This is a genomic window from Rathayibacter sp. AY1D5 (assembly GCF_002932515.1).
GTDB lineage: Bacteria > Actinomycetota > Actinomycetes > Actinomycetales > Microbacteriaceae > Rathayibacter.
In genome coordinates this window covers 38,223-54,571 of sequence record NZ_PSVU01000005.1, presented here as the reverse complement: position 1 = coordinate 54,571, position 16,349 = coordinate 38,223, and the positions used below count along the sequence as shown (strand labels likewise).

The window sequence follows — 16,349 nt, the reverse complement described above, 5'->3', positions numbered from 1 at the left end:
GTAGACTCGTTCGCCGGAGGAACGGGGGGTCGATGGACGAGGGTGCGCCGGCGGGCTGGTACCGCGACGAGGCCGATGCGGCCGAGATGCGCTGGTGGGACGGCAGGCGGTTCACCGGGGCGCGCCGCTCCGCGCAGGACAGTGCCGCTGTGGTGCGGGACGCACCCGTCACCCCCGTCACGGAGCGCGTCGTCTACCGCCTCCCGAACGCCGACGGCGCCCCGAGCGTCGACGCCCTCGCCGAGGCCGAGCGGATCGAGGAGATCGCCGATCTGATCGGCCGCACGCTCGAGCAGGGCGAGATCGACGAGCGGACCCTCGAGGTCGACCTGATCCCCGAGCCCGACCACCCCACCGGCCTCGACGCCGTCTCGGTCCGGGTCGGCGGCCGCGTCCTCGGCTACCTGCCGAACGCCTCCGCCCACCGGGCCGCTCTCGACCGGGTCGTGGCGAGCGGAGCCGTCCCGGTCACGACCGCGCGCCTCCGGGTCGAGCGCGGCGAGGAGGGCCTGCGGGCCGTCCTCCGCGTCGCCCTGGTCGCCCCCGAGCTGCTCGTGCCGCTCAACGAGCCGCCCGTCGAGCGCCACTCGATCCTCCCCTGGTCGCGGGGCCTGCCGGTCCTGCGCGAGGACGAGCACTTCGCCCGCCTCTCGACGGTCGTTCCGTTGAGCGGCCGCGGCATGCTGCTGGTGACCCTGCACCCGGCCGGCGACCTCGTCGAGCTCCGTCTCGACGGCGAGCGGGTGGGCGAGCTCTCCCCGACCCTCTCGGCGGATTTCACCCCGACCCTCCGCCACCTCGCGAGCCTCGGCCTCACCGCCGCCGCCTACGCTTCCCTCCGCGGATCCCCACTCAAGGTCGAGCTCACGCTGCAGGCCGCGAAGGCCGCGGAGCTGCCCGCCGAGTGGGTCGACGGCCGTCCGGTCACTCTCCCCCGACTCCTCCCGCCGGCCCGGACCTACACCGTCCCGCCCTCGTACACGGCGCCGCTGCGTCCCACTCCCCGCAGCTCGGAGGCGGTCTCCCGCTCGGTCCGCCGGACCGTCGCCTGGGTGGTCGTCGGCGTCTGCACCCTCGTCGGGCTGTCGAGCTGGCTGATCGGGGACGTGCTGAACTGACGGGCGGAGCGGACGTCCGCGGACGTGACCGGCCTCGTGTCGGACTCCCGGGGTCGGCGATCCCGCACCTCCGTGCAGAAGGGCCCGGCTCGCGGATCCGGGGTTCCGAGCGAACCGGGCGCCTCGAGCCGAGCGCGGCCGTCCTACACGTTGAAGCGGAACTCCACGACGTCGCCGTCCTGCATCACGTAGTCCTTGCCCTCGATGCGGGCCTTGCCCTTCGCGCGGGCCTCGGCGATCGAGCCGGTCTCGACGAGGTCGTCGAACGAGATGATCTCGGCCTTGATGAAGCCCTTCTGGAAGTCGGTGTGGATGACACCGGCGGCCTGGGGCGCGGTCCAGCCCTTCCCGATGGTCCAGGCGCGCGTCTCCTTCGGGCCGGCCGTGAGGTACGTCTGGAGGCCCAGGGTGTCGAAGCCGATGGTCGCGAGCTGGTTGAGGCCCGACTCCGTCTGGCCGGTCGACTCGAGCATCTCGGCGGCGTCGGCCTCGTCGAGGTCGATCAGCTCGGACTCGATCTTCGCGTCAAGGAAGATCGCCTTCGCCGGCGCGACGAGGGCCGCGAGCTCGGCCTTCCGGGCGTCGTCGGTCAGCACGGCCTCGTCGACGTTGAAGACGTAGATGAACGGCTTGGCGGTCAGCAGGCCCAGCTCGCGGATCGGCTCCAGGTCGATCGAGGAGGCCGACAGCGGCTTGCCCTGGTCGAGGAACTCGCGCGCCTTCTTCGCGGTCTCGACCACGATCGGCTCGATCTTCCTGCCCTTGAGCTCCTTCTCGTAGCGGGCCTCGGCCTTCTCGAGGGTCTGGAGATCGGCGAGGACCAGCTCGGTGTTGATCGTCTCCATGTCGCTGGCGGCGTCGACCTTGCCGTCGACGTGGACGACGTCGGAGTCCTCGAAGCCGCGGATGACCTGCGCGATGGCGTCGGCCTCGCGGATGTTCGCGAGGAACTTGTTGCCCAGGCCCTCGCCCTCGGACGCGCCGCGCACGATGCCGGCGATGTCGACGAAGGAGACGGGCGCCGGGAGGATGCGCTCGGAGCCGAAGATCCCGGCGAGCACCTCGAGGCGGGAGTCGGGCAGGTTCACCACACCCACGTTCGGCTCGATCGTCGCGAACGGGTAGTTCGCCGCGAGCACCGTGTTCTTGGTCAGTGCGTTGAAGAGCGTCGACTTGCCGACGTTGGGGAGACCGACGATTGCGATAGTGAGAGCCACGGGCATCCATCCTACGGCGTGGCGGCGGAAGGGCCGGGCGGGCGGGGCGCGGAGGAACGGGAGGCGCCCGCCCGCGGCCGGCGGGTGCTCCCGCCCGCTCGTGGCGACGCGCGCGCGACGCTCCCGGCGGCGTCGGAGGTGCGTGAGAGGCTGGAGCGTGCCCATCGACTTCACCGCCATCGACTTCGAGACCGCCAACTCGCACGGGGCCTCCGCCTGCTCCGTCGGGCTCGTCAAGGTCCGCGACGGCCGCGTCGTCGACCGCGCCGGCTGGCTCATCCACCCGCCGTTGGGGTACGACGACTTCCTCGAGTGGAACACGCGGATCCACGGCATCCGCAAGCACGACGTGCACGCCGCCGCCTCCTGGGTCGACCAGTTCGCCGACCTGGCGGCCTTCGCCGGCGAGGACGTGTTCGTCGCGCACAACGCCGGCTTCGACATGGGCGTCATCCGCGCAGCCTGCGCGGCGACCTCCCTCGAGCACCCCGAGTACGACTACCTCTGCTCGCTGCAGCTCGCCCGCAAGACGTACGAGCTCGACTCCTACCGCCTCCCCGTCGTCGCCATGGCCGCGGGCTTCGAGGACTTCCGCCACCACGACGCGTCGGCCGACGCCGAGGCGTGCGCCGCGATCGTCGTGCACGCGGCCCGGCGGCACGGCGCCGCGAGCATGGCCGAGCTCGGCGAGCTGGCCGGCGTCTCCGTGAAGCGCCTGCGCCCGAAGGCCCCCGTCGCCGCCTGACGTCCGTCATGCCGAGCCGGCTCGAGACGATCGGCTCAGCCGCGGGGGTCGCCGAACCAGGTGCTGAAGATGCGCCAGAAGTTCCGGTTCCCGTAGGCCGAGCAGTCGTCGCCCTCGCCGTAGAGGTTCGCGAGCGCCGCCGCATTCGGCTGGTACGGCGTGTAGTAGTAGAGACCCGCCGTGGCCGCGTTGGCGATCGTCACCGGGGCGGTGCCGCAGGACTCGTCCGGGGAGTAGCGGACGTCGCTGGCCGCGCCGACCGGGTACCAGTCGAAGCTCGAGTCCGGATTCCGGTAGCGCTGGAACTGCCACGCCGCTCCGTACACCTGCGCCGCGAAGCCGTAGGAGTCCGTGTCGCAGTCGGCGGTGTCCGGGCAGCCGTAGCCCGTGGCGCTGCGGAACTGCCGCTCGCTCGGCTCCGGATCGGTCACGAGCGACTGCTCCTTCTGCAGCAGCACCAGGAGGACGGCCGGATTCACGCCGCACGCGCCGGCGACCGAGGTGATGATCTCCGCTGCCGGGACGTCGCGTCCGGCGGGCCGCGCATCGCACTGCTCGTCGGCCGTGATCGCCGCGGTGTCCTCGGCGTAGTCGCGCAGGCACGGCACCGGCCCGCCCGCGCAGTCGGGGACGCGGGCGTCGAGGAACGCCTGCACCGTGAGCGGTCCGAGCGCGTCGCCGGCGAAGAAGACCTCGTCGGAGATCAGGTCGCCCGGGTCGAAGTCGGCCGCGACGGGGCCCGGCTGGAGGAAGGTCCACAGCCGGACGGTCTGCGGCTCGGACGGCACCGCTGCGAGGCGCGTGCCGTCGACGGAGTCTCCCAGCAGGAGTGCCACCAGCGCCGCGACGACGACGACCGCACCGCCCCGCCGGCGTCGGAGGCCGGTCGGGGACGGTGCGGTCGGGGTCATCCCTCCACGCTAGTGGCGGGGTCGCGGGCGATCAGCCGCAGGGGGTGAGCCGCGCGACGTCCTCCGAGAGGGTGGTGGGACCGCCGAGGAGGACGACCCGCTGAGCTCCCGACTTCGCGATGTCGGTCAGGACGGCGCGGGGCACGCAGTTCGTCGGCACGGCGAACAGCGGGCTGTTCGAGTAGCCCGCCGCCGTGGCTCCGGCGAGGGCGTCGGGGAAATTCTCGCCCGTCGCCAGGAACACGGTCTTGGCCCTCGAGAAGGCTGCCCGGTTCAGCTGCTCCGAGGTGTCGTAGCGGTCGACTCCGCCGATGCGGGTGATCGTCGGCACCGGAAGCGAGTTCTTGATCCCCTCGCTCACCGACAGGGGGCTGCCCGCGATGGTGAGGTTCTGCACCTTGAGCTTCGAGAGGATGCCCTTCGTCACGGCGTCGGCCGTGCTGCCGGTGCCGTTCACGAGGACGACGGGCGCGTCGACGGAGCCGGCCGCGGCGCTCGCGCCGAGCGCGTCGGGGAACTTCTCGCCCGTGGCGAGCCAGGCCCGCGTCGAGCCGCCCGAGAACGCGCTCTGGATGATGAGCCTGGACGTGTCGTAGCGGTCCTTCCCTCCGATGCGGTCCACCGTCGGCGAGTAGGACCTCAGCTGGTTCAGCAGGCCGTCGCCGACGCTCAGTGCGGAGCCGACCACGACGATCCTCGCCGGCTTGAGCCGGCTGAGCTCGTCGCGAACGGGCTGCGACATCGAGTCCCGGTCGACCAGGAGCAGCGGACCGCCCTGCTTGGCCGCGGCAGGGGCGGCGCTCAGGGCGTCGGGGAAGTTGGCGCCGGTCGCGATGTAGACGACCGGGACGTTCGTGCGGAAGACGGCCTTCGAGATCGCGACGGCGGTGCCCTGGCGGTCCGTGCCGGCCAGGCGCGAGACGTCGATCCCGGCCGACGTGCTCACGGACGAGCAGCCGAGATCCTTCCGGCCGGGGCCCCGGGAGTCGCCCGTGCCGACCCAGCGGTTCCAGTCGACGGAGTCGGCGGAGACGCAGACCTGGTAGGTGCCGGGTGCCGAGACGGGCGTGGTGGCGCCGAAGCCGTGGGCGCGGCCGGCGACGGAGTACTCGCCCGGGATGTCACCGCGGTCGCCGTTCGCGGTCTGCGTGCGGACCGTGCGGGTGCCGTCGGGGCCGGTCACCGTGACCGTCGTGGTCAGCGCGGCCTGCTGCGTCGTCGGATCGACGGCCCAGCCGGACACGCTCAGGGTGCTGCCCGAGATGCGCGGGGCGTCGACGCGTCCCGCGGGGGCGATCCCGGCGTTGGCCAGGGTGCCGTTCGGGTTCCAGTCGCTGAAGAGGTACCAGAAGTTGATGTTGCCGTAGGTCGCGCAGGCCGCGTTGCCGGAGCCGGTGAGCGCGTAGTCGTTGGGCTGGTACGGCGTGTAGTAGTAGAGGTCGGCCGTGGCCTGGTTGCGGATGGTGACCGGCGAGGAGCCGCACGCGGTGCTCGGGTAGTAGGCGACGTTCGGCGTCGTGCCCGGAGCGTAGGTGGTGAAGTTCGAGCCGGAGCCGGGCGGGTTGGCGTAGCGCTTGAACTGGCGGGCCGCGCTGTAGACCTGCGTGAAGAAGCCCGCCGAGCCGGGGTCGCACGCCGCGGTGTCCGGGCAGTTGTAGCCGGTCGCCTTGGCGTAGTCCTCGGGGCTGGGCGTCGCGTCGGTGACGAGGCTCCGCTCCTTCTGCACGAGCACGACCAGGGCGAGCGGGTTGATGCCGCAGGCCAGGCCGACGCGCGTGAAGATCGAGGCCGACGACTCGCTGCCGGAGCCCTGGTAGGCGCTGCACATCGCGTCCGCCGCCTTGGACGGCGTCGCCTGCGAGAAGTTCTTGAGGCAGGGGGCGGTGCCTGCGGTGGAGCACGGGCTGCCCTTCTCGTTCAGGAGCGACTGCACCTGACCGGTGCTCAGCGCGTCCCCGTCGAAGAACTGGGCGTCGCTGACGATGAAGCCGGCGCGGAAGCTCTTCGTCTCCTCGGCGCTGTACTGCGTCGACTGGTCCGGGACGCCGAGGTCGGCGCGGTCGAGGGACGCGTCGAGAGCGCCGGTCTCGACCGAGACGGTCGACGGCGCGTCCTCGGCGGCGGAGGCGGAGGTGATCGGGACGAGGGCGGTGCCGAGCCCGACGGCGAGAGCGAGCGCGGCCGTGAGCAGGCGCGATGAGCGGTGGTGATTCCCCATGATCGCGAAGTCTACGAGGCGGTCGCAGGGCGTCCTGGCCCTCGTTCGGTGGGCGTGGCGCGTCGATCGCTCGATGTCGGAGGTGCGTGGTGTCATCGGCGGCATGGATCTCTCCTTCGTCCTCGGCCTGGTGGTCGGTGCGCTCCTCGCGGGAGTCGTGGCCGTCCTCCTCGCCCGCTCCCGCACGCCCGACGCCGCCCTCGCCCTCGACCTCGCGACGGCCCGCGCCCGCGCTGAGGGCCTGGAGGAGCGGCACGAGGCCGTCGTCGAGCAGCACCGCGAGCACCTCGGCTCCGCCCGCGACCAGATCCGCGAGCTCCAGGAGCAGCTGCGCGTCGTCGCCGAGCGCGAGCGGCACGACGCGCGCATCCTGCAGACCCTCTCCCCCGTCGCCGAGAGCCTGCGCGGCATGCAGGAGGCGGTCGGCCGGCTCGAGCGCGAGCGCGCCGCCCAGTTCGGGGCGATCACCGAGCAGCTCGAGGGACAGCGGGCGGCGGGCGAGCAGCTGCGCTCGACGACCGAGACCCTCGCGTCCGCGCTCCGCTCCACCACGAGCCGCGGCGCCTGGGGCGAGACGCAGCTGCGGAACGTCGTCGAGGCCGCCGGGCTCACCCAGCGGGTCGACTTCGACGTGCAGTTCGGGCTCGAGGGCGAGGCGGGCCGCGGCCGCGCCGACATGGTGGTCCGCCTGCCCGGCGGCAAGGCGATCGCGGTGGACGCCAAGGTGCCGTTCGACGCGTACCTGGAGGCGAGCGCGATCCCCGCGGGCGCCGGCGGAGAGGAGGAGGCGCGGCGCGCGGGGCTCCTGCGCGCGCACGTCCGCGCCCTCCGCGGCCATGTGGACGCGCTGGCCGCCCGCTCCTACTGGACCGGTCTCCCGGCGAGCCCCGAGTTCGTCATCGCGTTCGTGCCGAGCGAGCCGCTGCTCGCGAGCGCGCTCGACGCCGACCCGAGCCTGCTCGAGTACGCGTTCCGCAAGCGCGTCGCCCTCGCCTCGCCCGTGACCCTGTGGTCGGTGCTGAAGACCGTCGCCTACACCTGGCAGCAGGACGTGCTCACCGACGACGCCAAGCGCCTGCTCGACCTCGGCAAGACGCTCTACGCCCGTCTCGGCACCCTCGCCGACCACGCCGAGGGCCTGCGCCGCTCGCTCGAGAAGACGGTCGACTCCTACAACGCCTTCGCCGGCTCGCTCGAGAGCCGCGTGCTGGTCACCGCGCGCCAGTTCGACTCCCTCGACGAGTCGCGCGTCATCGCCCCGGTCGGAGGAGTCGCCTCCTCGCCGCGCCGCCTCACCGCCGTCGAGCTGCTCGCCGCGGACGACGAGTCCGAGCGGACCGCGTAGGGTCCCGGGTTCTCGCTGAGCGAGCACCGGGCGTGCAGGCCGGGCGCGAGCGGCGCCGTCCATCCGGCTCGACACCCGGACGACCGCAGCTCACGACGGCACTCCGCCTCCGCGGCTCGCCGGAGGAGCGCCCGCGACGCGCATCGAGACCCGCCGCGGCTCCGCCCGCTCACCTGGTGATGATCGAGGCCGACGTTCTATCGCGCATCACACGCCGAGACGCCACCGCTCTCGCCGAGGCGCCGTCAGCGGGGCGGCGCCTCAGCGGCGGGGCGGCGTCTCGGACAGACGGTGACGGCCTAGACCCACTTCTCCGCGAGGTGCTGGGCGGTCACGCGGCGGATGGTGCCCGAGCGGGAGCGCAGCACGATGGACTCCGTCGTGATGACGTGGCCCTCCTTGCGCACGCCCTTCACGAGCCCGCCGTTCGTCACTCCGGTCGCGACGAAGTAGGTGTTGTCGCTGCGGACGAGGTCGTTGGCGTGGAGGACGCGATCGAGGTCGTGCCCGGCGTCGATGGCGCGCTGGCGCTCGTCGTCGTCCTTCGGGCGGAGGATGCCCTGGATCACTCCCCCGAGCGCGCGGATGGCGCAGGCGGTGATGATGCCCTCGGGCGTGCCTCCGGTGCCGACGCACATGTCGAGTCGGGAGTCGTGGCGAGCGGCGTTGATGCCGCCCGCGACGTCGCCGTCGAGCAGGAGGCGCGTGCCGGCTCCGGCCGCACGGATGTCCTCGATCAGCTGAGCGTGGCGCGGGCGGTCGAGCACCGCGATGCGCATCTCCTCGACGGGCTTGCGCTTGGCGCGGGCCAGGGCGCGGATGTTCTCGCCGATCGGGCGCTGGATGTCGATGATCCCGACGCCCTCGGGCCCGGTGACGATCTTCTCCATGTAGAACACGGCGGAGGGGTCGAACATCGCGCCGCGGTCGGCGACGGCGATCATCGAGAGCGCGTTCTGGCGCCCGGCCGCGGTCAGCGAGGTGCCGTCGATCGGGTCGACGGCGATGTCGGCGGCGGGCCCCGAGCCGTTGCCGACGTGCTCGCCGTTGAAGAGCATGGGCGCGTTGTCCTTCTCGCCCTCGCCGATCACGACGACTCCGTCGAAGTTCACGGTCCCGAGGAAGGTGCGCATGGCGTCGACCGCTGCGCCGTCGGCGGCGTTCTTGTCGCCCTTGCCGATGAAGGGCACGGCGCGGATCGCGGCGGCCTCGGTGGCGCGGACGAGCTCCATGCCGAGGTTGCGGTCGGGGTGGAGGTAGAGCGAGTCGCTGTCGATCACAGAGCGGAGTCCTTCGTCGTCGAGTTCGTGCACGTCGTCGCAGGACCCGCGGAGCGGATCCCCATCCCTGCCCGAAGCCTAGTCCAGGGCCCTCCACGGGCGGAGGGACCGCGGAGGGGCGCCTCGCTAGACTCGTCCGCGACGCGGGCCTCGCCCGACCCCCCTTCGTTCATCCGTCAAAGGAGATGCCATGCCCGTCGCTACCCCGGACCAGTACGCAGAGATGCTCGACAAGGCGAAGGCGGGCGGCTTCGCCTACCCGGCGTTCAACGTCTCGTCGTCGCAGACGATCAACGCGGTCCTCCAGGGCCTCACCGAGGCGGGCTCGGACGGCATCATCCAGGTCACCACCGGAGGCGCGGACTACTTCGCCGGCCACACCGTGAAGAACCGCGCGGCAGGCGCGATCGCCTTCGCGAGGTTCGCGACCGAGGTCGCCAAGAACTACCCGGTCACGGTCGCGCTCCACACCGACCACTGCCCGCAGAACGCGCTCGAGGGCTTCGTCTACCCGCTGATCGCCGCCTCCGAGGAGGAGGTCAAGGCCGGTCGCGAGCCGCTGTTCCAGTCGCACATGTGGGACGGCTCCGCGATCCCGCTCGACGAGAACCTCGCCATCGCGAAGGAGATCCTCCCGCGCGTCAAGAACATCAACGCCATCCTCGAGGTCGAGATCGGCGTCGTCGGCGGCGAGGAGGACGGCGTCTCGCACGACATCAACGAGCACCTCTACACCACGCTCGACGACGCGATCGCGACCGTCGAGGCCCTCGGCTTCGGCGAGCAGGGCCGCTACATGGCCGCCCTGACCTTCGGCAACGTCCACGGCGTCTACAAGCCGGGCAACGTCCGCCTGCGCCCGGAGCTGCTCCGCGAGATCCAGGACGGCCTGCAGGCGAAGTACGGCACCGGCGCGCTCCCCCTCGATCTCGTCTTCCACGGCGGCTCGGGCTCGACCGACGAGGAGATCGCCGAGGCGGTCCGCAACGGCGTCGTCAAGATGAACATCGACACCGACACGCAGTACGCCTTCAGCCGCTCCGTCGCGGACACCGTGCTGAAGAACTACGACGGCTTCCTCAAGGTCGACGGCGAGGTCGGCAACAAGAAGGTCTACGACCCGCGCTCGTGGGGCAAGATCGCCGAGACCGCGATGGCCGCGCGCGTCGCCGAGGCGACCCGTCAGCTCGGCTCGGCCGGGAACTCCGGGAAGTAGGGCACCGCTCCGTGACGAACGCACACGATCAGCCGGGCGACAGGCGTCCGGAGCCGCAGTACGGCGAGTACGCGCCGCCCGGCTGGTCGTGGCAGCCGCCGGAGGACGCCGTGGTCGTCCCCGACCCGAGGGGGTCGGAGACCGATCCGAGGCCCGCGACCGCTCCGGCCGCGAAGCCCGTCGCGCATCCCGTCGACCGCCTGCTCACGATCGTGCTGCTCGCGCTCGGCGTGTTCTTCGCCGTGCCGACGCTGCTCGATCCCTCGAGCTTCGCGACGACCCTCCAGGAGCTCTACCGCTCCCAGGGCATCGGCACCTACGCGTCGCCGGAGCTCGCACGGATCCTCGGCGTCGTGGTGGCGCTCGCGCAGTCGCTGATCGTCGCCTTCGCGGTGTGGATCTCGATCCGGCGGCTCCGCGCCGGCAAGCGCGCCGTGCTCGTCCCGATCCTCGGGATCGCGGCGACCGTGCTGCTCTCCCTGATCGTCGCGGCGATCGCCATCCTGGGCGACCCGACGTTCGCGGAGTACGTCACGCGCATGTCGGGCTCGCAGGGCGGCGCCGGCACCGACGTCTAGCGTCGATCCCCGTTCCACCGCACACGGAAGAGGCCGCCGCTCCCGAGGGAGGGCGGCCTCTTCCGTGTCCGGGCCGGAACGCTCTAGGCGCCCGCTCCCGCGCTGATGCGTCCACCGACGCCGCGGGCGTCGCGCTTGCCGGCGACGTCCTTGCGCAGCTCCTTGGGGAGCGAGAACATCAGGTCCTCCTCCGCCGTCTTGACCTCCTCGACATCGCCGTACCCGGCGGCGGCGAGGTCGTCGAGGACCTCCTGGACGAGCACCTCGGGCACCGAGGCGCCGCTGGTGACGCCGACGGTGCGGATGCCCTCGAGCCACTCCTGCTTGATCTCGCTCGCGTAGTCGACCCGGTAGGCGGCCTTCGCGCCGTACTCGAGGGCGACCTCGACGAGGCGCACGGAGTTGGAGGAGTTCGCGGAGCCGACGACGATGACCAGCTCGGCGCCCGCGGCGACCTTCTTGATCGCGACCTGGCGGTTCTGCGTGGCGTAGCAGATGTCGTCGCTCGGCGGGTCCTGCAGGTTGGGGAAGCGCTCGCGGAGACGGCGCACCGTCTCCATCGTCTCGTCGACCGAGAGCGTCGTCTGCGAGAGCCAGACGACCTTGTCCGGGTCCTTCACGACGATGTTCGGCACGTCGTCGGGGCTGCCGACGAGGGTGACGTGATCGGGAGCCTCGCCCGCGGTGCCCTCGACCTCTTCGTGGCCCTCGTGGCCGATGAGGAGGATCTCGAAGTCGTCGCGCGCGAAGCGGACGGCCTCGCGGTGCACCTTCGTCACCAGGGGGCAGGTCGCGTCGATCGCCTGGAGACTGCGGTCGGCCGCGCCCTGGACGACGGCCGGTGAGACGCCGTGCGCGCTGAAGACGATGTGCGATCCCTCGGGCACCTCGTCGACCTCGTCGACGAAGATGGCGCCCTGGCTCTCGAGCGTGGAGACGACGTGCACGTTGTGCACGATCTGCTTGCGCACGTAGACCGGGGCACCGTAGTGCTCGATGGCCTTCTCGACGGCGACGACCGCGCGGTCGACTCCGGCGCAGTAGCCGCGGGGCGCGGCGAGGAGGACGCGCTTGCGGCCCTCGACGGGGACGTCGCGCAGACGCCCTGTGGCGCGGGGCATGCGCGGCATGGGCAGGCTGATCGGGACTTGGCTCACCCCCTGATTCTACGTGGTGCATCCTGTGCCCGGGCCGTCCCGGTGTCGGACCCGTCCCGTACCGTTGTCGTCGCGGGAGGGCACTCCCGCTCCCCCCGTCCCTCCGAGCAGAGGCAGCGATGACCGACGCCCCACCCACCGCCGACGCACCCTGGCCGGTCGGCCTGCTCGCCAGCAAGATCAAGGGCTGGATCGAGCGCCTCGGGACCGCGTGGGTCGAGGGCGAGATCACCCAGTGGGGCGCGTCCGGCGGCAACGTCTACGGGAAGCTGAAGGACCTGTCCGGAGACGCGACGGTCGGCTTCACCGTCTGGTCGTCGGTGCGGAGCCGCCTCCCGGCCGACCTCAAGCAGGGCGATCGGGTCATTGCGCTGGTGAAGCCCAACTACTGGGTCAAGGGCGGCACGCTCTCGATGCAGGTCTTCGAGATGCGCCACGTCGGCCTGGGCGATCTGCTCGAGAAGCTCGAGCGGCTCCGCCGGCAGCTGGCGTCGGAGGGGCTGTTCGACGCCTCCCGCAAGAAGCCGCTGCCGTTCCTCCCGCACGGCGTGGGCCTCATCACCGGCAAGGACTCGGACGCCGAGAAGGACGTGCTGCGGAACGCGCAGCTGCGCTGGCCGGCTGTGCGCTTCCGGGTGGTCCACTCGGCCGTGCAGGGCGACCGGACGGTCCCGGAGGTGCTCTCGGCCCTGCGGACCCTCGAGGCCGACGACAGCATCGACGTGATCGTGATCGCCCGCGGAGGCGGTGACTTCCAGAACCTGCTCGGCTTCAGCGACGAGGCGCTCGTGCGCGCCGTCGCCGCCTGCTCCACTCCGGTCGTCAGCGCGATCGGCCACGAGGCCGACCGCCCGCTGCTCGACGACGTCGCCGACCTGCGCGCCTCCACTCCCACCGACGCCGCGAAGAGGGTCGTGCCCGACGTCTCCGACGAGCTGCTGCGCGTGCAGCAGGCCCGGCTGCGGATGACCGGCCGCGTGAGCGGGCTCGTCTCGCACGAGATCGACCGGCTCTCGCAGCTGCGCTCGCGGCCGGTGCTCGCCCAGCCGCACGTCCTGGTCGACCGGCACTCCGAGGAGCTGACCCGCTGGGTGGCGCGCGGCGCCGAGCTGGTGGACCGCCGCCTCGAGCGCGCGCACCTCGAGGTCGAGCGCCTGCACGGCCACCTGCGCGCCCTCTCCCCCCAGCACACCCTCGACCGCGGCTATGCGATCGTCCAGAACGCGGCCGGGCACGTCGTCCGGGCGCCCGGCGACGCACCGGCCGGCGGCGCACTCGTCCTCACGCTCGCGGAGGGTGCCGTCGGCGCCCGCTCCGAGGGGCCCACCGGCGATCCCGCCGGCCGGTCCTGAGCCCGCCGCGCCACCCGTCCCCCTCAGCCCCGATCGATAGGATCAGACCCATGCCCGACTCCCCCGACGCCTCGGCGACCGACTCCGACGTCTCGGGATTCTCCTACGAGCAGGCGCGCGACGAGCTCGTCCGCGTCGTGTCCGAGCTCGAGCAGGGCAGCTCCACCCTCGAGCGCTCGCTCGCCCTGTGGGAGCGCGGCGAGGCCCTCGCCGCCCGCTGCGAGGAGTGGCTGATCGGAGCACGCGCCCGGCTGGACGCGGCCCGCTCCGGAGGGGCGGCCGCCGGATGAGCCGCGCGAAGCCCGCGCGGGTCGTCGCCGAGCTCGGGCGCCCGGAGACGGCGGCCGAAACGGCCGCACGCAAGGCCGAGAACTCCCGGCTCTACCGTCAGCGCAAGACGGTCAACAACCTCGTCTTCTCGCTGCTCGCGACCGTCGGCGCCGTAGCGCTCATCGTCCTGCTCGTCCCCCGCGGCGACACCGTGGAGCTCTCCTCGGTCGACGTCCCCCGCGTCGCCGCACAGGTCCAGCTGGGCGAGGAGCAGACGCTCGCCGTGCCCTCCCTGCCCGACGGCTGGAAGGCCAACGCGGCCGAGCTCCGCCGCGAGAACGGCACCGACTACTGGTACGTCGGCCTGATCACCCCGAAGGCGGGCTACATCGGCCTGAGCCAGGGGCTCGACGCGGACGCGGCCTGGGTCGCGACGCAGCTCGACCGCCGGGCGGCGACCGGCGTCGAGACGATCGACGGCCGCGACTGGACCGTCTACGACCACCGCGACTCCGGCGACGACACCGGCAACACGCCCTACGCACTCGAGACGACGGAGGGCTCCAGCACCTACCTCGTCTACGGCACGGCCCCGACGGACGAGATCCGCCTGGTCGTGGACGCCATCACCCCGCAGATCGGCCAGGAGGAGTCCCGATGAGCCTCGGAACCAGCAGCACCGTCCCCCGCGAGTCCCGCCCGCCGGCGTGGGTCTGGAAGGAGATGCTCCGCGGCAACCAGCGCTTCGTCGCCGGCGAGCCCCGCCACCCCCGCCAGGACGTCGAGCGCCGCGCCGAGCTCGCCGCCGCTCAGGCCCCGCTCGCCGCGCTCTTCGGCTGCAGCGACTCCCGCCTCGCGGCCGAGATCATCTTCGACCTGGGGCTCGGCGACCTCTTCGTCGTCCGCAACGCCGGCCAGGTGATCGCCGACTCCATCATCGGCTCGCTGGAGTACGGCGTCGCCGTTCTCGGCGTGAAGGTGCTGCTCGTGCTCGGCCACGACGAGTGCGGAGCGGTCCGGGCAGCGATCCAGTCGCAGGCGCCCGGCGCCGAGCGGCTCCCCCCGCACATCGAGCACCTGATCGAGCCGATCATCCCCGCGGTGCGCCGCCTCGTGGGTGCTCAGCCGGACGGCCGCGTGCTCGTCGACCCGTCGGCGACCGACGCGCTGGCCGTCGGCCGCGAGCACCTGCGCGACACGGTCGCCGAGCTGCTCCAGCGCTCCCCGCTGATCGCCGACGCTGTCGCGACCGGGCGGCTCGCCCTCGTCGGCGCCAACTACCGGCTCTCGGACGGCACCGTGATGTCCGATGTCGTGCTCGGCATCGATCCGCCCGAGCTCAGCCCCTACGTCTCCGAGCTGGAGCGCGACTCCGGCTCGGCCTCCTCCGCCGCCGCTCCGAGCGCGGTGGGATCGGATCCCGCGTGAGCGGCTCCGGACAGCACAGCACCAACCGATCAGACAAGGACGAACACAGCGTGGTGGATCACTCCCCGACCGACGACTCAGGCGACTTCCGCATCGAGCACGACACGATGGGCGAGGTGCGGGTCCCCCGCGACGCCCTCTACGCCGCGCAGACCCAGCGGGCGGTCGAGAACTTCCCGATCTCCGGTGCGGGCCTCGAGCCTGCCCAGATCGCGGCCCTCGCCCGCATCAAGAAGGCGGCGGCGCTGGCCAACGCCGAGCTGGGCGTGCTCGACGCCGACATCGCCAGGGCGATCGCCGACGCGGCCGACCTCGTCGTCGAGGGCGGCTACGACGCGCACTTCCCGATCGACGTCTACCAGACCGGCTCGGGCACGTCCTCGAACATGAACATGAACGAGGTGCTGGGCTCGCTGGCGACCACGGCCCTCGGCCGCACCGTGCACCCGAACGACCACGTCAACGCCTCGCAGTCCTCCAACGACGTGTTCCCCACCTCGGTCCACGTCGCCGTCACCGGCGCGCTCATCGAGTCGCTGATCCCCTCGCTCGAGCAGCTCGCCGAGTCGCTCGAGGTCAAGGCGGAGCAGTGGGCCGAGGTCGTCAAGGCCGGCCGCACCCACCTGATGGACGCCACCCCGGTCACGCTCGGCCAGGAGTTCGGCGGCTACGCCGCGCAGATCCGCCTCGGCATCGAGCGCGTGCAGTCGGCGCTCCCCCGCGTCGCCGAGGTCCCGCTCGGCGGCACCGCGGTCGGCACCGGGATCAACACCCCCGCCGGATTCCCGCAGAAGGTCATCGCGCGCCTCGCGGAGGAGACGGGCCTGCCCGTCACCGAGGCCCGCAACCACTTCGAGGCCCAGGGCGCGCGGGACTCGCTGGTCGAGGCCTCCGGAGCGCTGCGCGTGCTCGCGGTGAGCCTGACCAAGATCAACAACGACCTCCGCTGGATGGGCTCCGGCCCCAACACCGGCCTCGGAGAGCTGCGGATCCCCGACCTCCAGCCCGGATCCTCGATCATGCCCGGCAAGGTGAACCCGGTGATCCCGGAGGCCGTCCTCATGGTCTGCGCGCGCGTGATCGGCAACGACGCCACCATCGCCTGGGCGGGCGCCTCGGGCGCCTTCGAGCTCAACGTCGCGATCCCCGTCATGGGGACGGCGCTGCTGGAGTCGATCCGCCTGCTCGCGAACTCCGCCGTGCTGCTCGCCGACAAGACCGTCGACGGCCTCGAGGCCGACGTCGAGCACGCCCGCGCCCTCGCCGAGTCCTCCCCCTCGATCGTCACGCCGCTCAACAAGGTGATCGGCTACGAGGCCGCCGCCAAGGTCGCGAAGAACTCGGTCGCCAAGGGGATCACCGTCCGAGAGTCGGTCGTCGACCTCGGCTTCGTCGAGCGCGGCGAGGTGACGGAGGAGCAGCTCGACAGCGCCCTCGACGTCATGTCGATGACCCACCCCGGCTGAGCCCGGCCCTCCGACGGCCCGTCCCTGCGCTCGGCGCGGAGGCGGGCC

General features: G+C 72.2%; 15 protein-coding genes. 10 read left to right on the top strand and 5 right to left on the bottom strand.

The features are described from left to right. Positions 1-32 precede the first annotated feature (32 nt). Positions 33-1,118 (top strand): DUF2510 domain-containing protein, encoded by a 1,086-nt coding sequence (locus C5C82_RS02620; RefSeq protein WP_104294976.1) that lies wholly within the window; start codon positions 33-35, stop codon positions 1,116-1,118. A 143-nt stretch (positions 1,119-1,261) separates the two neighbouring features. Here the strand turns inward: C5C82_RS02620 and ychF are convergent, their stop codons facing one another. Beyond that, a complete protein-coding gene (ychF, locus tag C5C82_RS02615) occupies positions 1,262-2,335 on the bottom strand; it encodes a redox-regulated ATPase YchF (RefSeq protein WP_104222958.1) in 1,074 nt (357 codons plus the stop codon). A gap of 157 nt (positions 2,336-2,492) precedes the next feature. On the opposite strand from ychF, the gene C5C82_RS02610 reads away from it, so the two are divergent. Further along, positions 2,493-3,080, top strand: coding sequence for an exonuclease domain-containing protein (locus tag C5C82_RS02610; RefSeq protein WP_104354567.1), 588 nt, complete (start codon positions 2,493-2,495; stop codon positions 3,078-3,080). A 35-nt stretch (positions 3,081-3,115) separates the two neighbouring features. Here the strand turns inward: C5C82_RS02610 and C5C82_RS02605 are convergent, their stop codons facing one another. Continuing rightward, a complete protein-coding gene (locus C5C82_RS02605; RefSeq protein WP_104294975.1) occupies positions 3,116-3,991 on the bottom strand; it encodes a hemagglutinin in 876 nt (291 codons plus the stop codon). Positions 3,992-4,022: 31 nt separating this feature from the next. Further along, positions 4,023-6,209, bottom strand: a complete 2,187-nt coding sequence (locus tag C5C82_RS02600) for a cell wall-binding repeat-containing protein (RefSeq protein ID WP_104291550.1) — start codon at positions 6,207-6,209, stop codon at positions 4,023-4,025. A 103-nt stretch (positions 6,210-6,312) separates the two neighbouring features. Between C5C82_RS02600 and C5C82_RS02595 the strand changes: the two genes are divergently transcribed. Next, on the top strand, positions 6,313-7,554 hold the full coding sequence (locus tag C5C82_RS02595; RefSeq protein WP_219812562.1) for a DNA recombination protein RmuC: 1,242 nt from the start codon (positions 6,313-6,315) through the stop codon (positions 7,552-7,554). 299 nt (positions 7,555-7,853) lie between these two features. Here C5C82_RS02595 and glpX read toward each other — a convergent pair whose 3' ends face one another. Then, positions 7,854-8,786, bottom strand: coding sequence for a class II fructose-bisphosphatase (gene glpX / locus C5C82_RS02590; RefSeq protein WP_097165697.1), 933 nt, complete (start codon positions 8,784-8,786; stop codon positions 7,854-7,856). Between the two features lie 238 nt (positions 8,787-9,024). Here glpX and fbaA point away from each other — a divergent pair, with 238 nt between their 5' ends. Beyond that, positions 9,025-10,050 carry a class II fructose-bisphosphate aldolase gene (gene fbaA, locus C5C82_RS02585; protein ID WP_104224414.1) on the top strand — a complete coding sequence of 342 codons (1,026 nt, stop codon included), beginning with the start codon at positions 9,025-9,027 and terminating at the stop codon, positions 10,048-10,050. A gap of 11 nt (positions 10,051-10,061) precedes the next feature. Beyond that, positions 10,062-10,628 carry a DUF6264 family protein gene (locus C5C82_RS02580; RefSeq protein WP_104224415.1) on the top strand — a complete coding sequence of 189 codons (567 nt, stop codon included), beginning with the start codon at positions 10,062-10,064 and terminating at the stop codon, positions 10,626-10,628. A gap of 83 nt (positions 10,629-10,711) precedes the next feature. Here C5C82_RS02580 and C5C82_RS02575 read toward each other — a convergent pair whose 3' ends face one another. Further along, positions 10,712-11,758 (bottom strand): 4-hydroxy-3-methylbut-2-enyl diphosphate reductase, encoded by a 1,047-nt coding sequence (locus tag C5C82_RS02575; protein ID WP_104232760.1) that lies wholly within the window; start codon positions 11,756-11,758, stop codon positions 10,712-10,714. 146 nt (positions 11,759-11,904) lie between these two features. On the opposite strand from C5C82_RS02575, the gene xseA reads away from it, so the two are divergent. The 5 genes from xseA to C5C82_RS02550 are packed head-to-tail and all read left to right on the top strand — an operon-like array spanning position 11,905 to position 16,301. Further along, entirely contained in the window at positions 11,905-13,137 is a 1,233-nt protein-coding gene (gene xseA, locus C5C82_RS02570) for an exodeoxyribonuclease VII large subunit (protein ID WP_104224417.1), read from the top strand. A 50-nt stretch (positions 13,138-13,187) separates the two neighbouring features. Then, positions 13,188-13,427, top strand: coding sequence for an exodeoxyribonuclease VII small subunit (locus tag C5C82_RS02565; RefSeq protein ID WP_104354566.1), 240 nt, complete (start codon positions 13,188-13,190; stop codon positions 13,425-13,427). After that, the gene (locus tag C5C82_RS02560) at positions 13,424-14,068 is read left to right on the top strand and encodes a DUF4245 domain-containing protein (RefSeq protein WP_104232761.1); all 645 of its coding nucleotides are present in this window, start codon (positions 13,424-13,426) and stop codon (positions 14,066-14,068) included. The genes C5C82_RS02565 and C5C82_RS02560 overlap by 4 nt, the downstream gene beginning before the upstream one ends. Continuing rightward, entirely contained in the window at positions 14,065-14,835 is a 771-nt protein-coding gene (locus tag C5C82_RS02555; protein WP_208543312.1) for a carbonic anhydrase, read from the top strand. Before C5C82_RS02560 ends, C5C82_RS02555 begins: the two co-directional genes overlap by 4 nt. A gap of 50 nt (positions 14,836-14,885) precedes the next feature. Further along, entirely contained in the window at positions 14,886-16,301 is a 1,416-nt protein-coding gene (locus C5C82_RS02550; RefSeq protein ID WP_104232762.1) for an aspartate ammonia-lyase, read from the top strand. Positions 16,302-16,349: the final 48 nt, after the last annotated feature.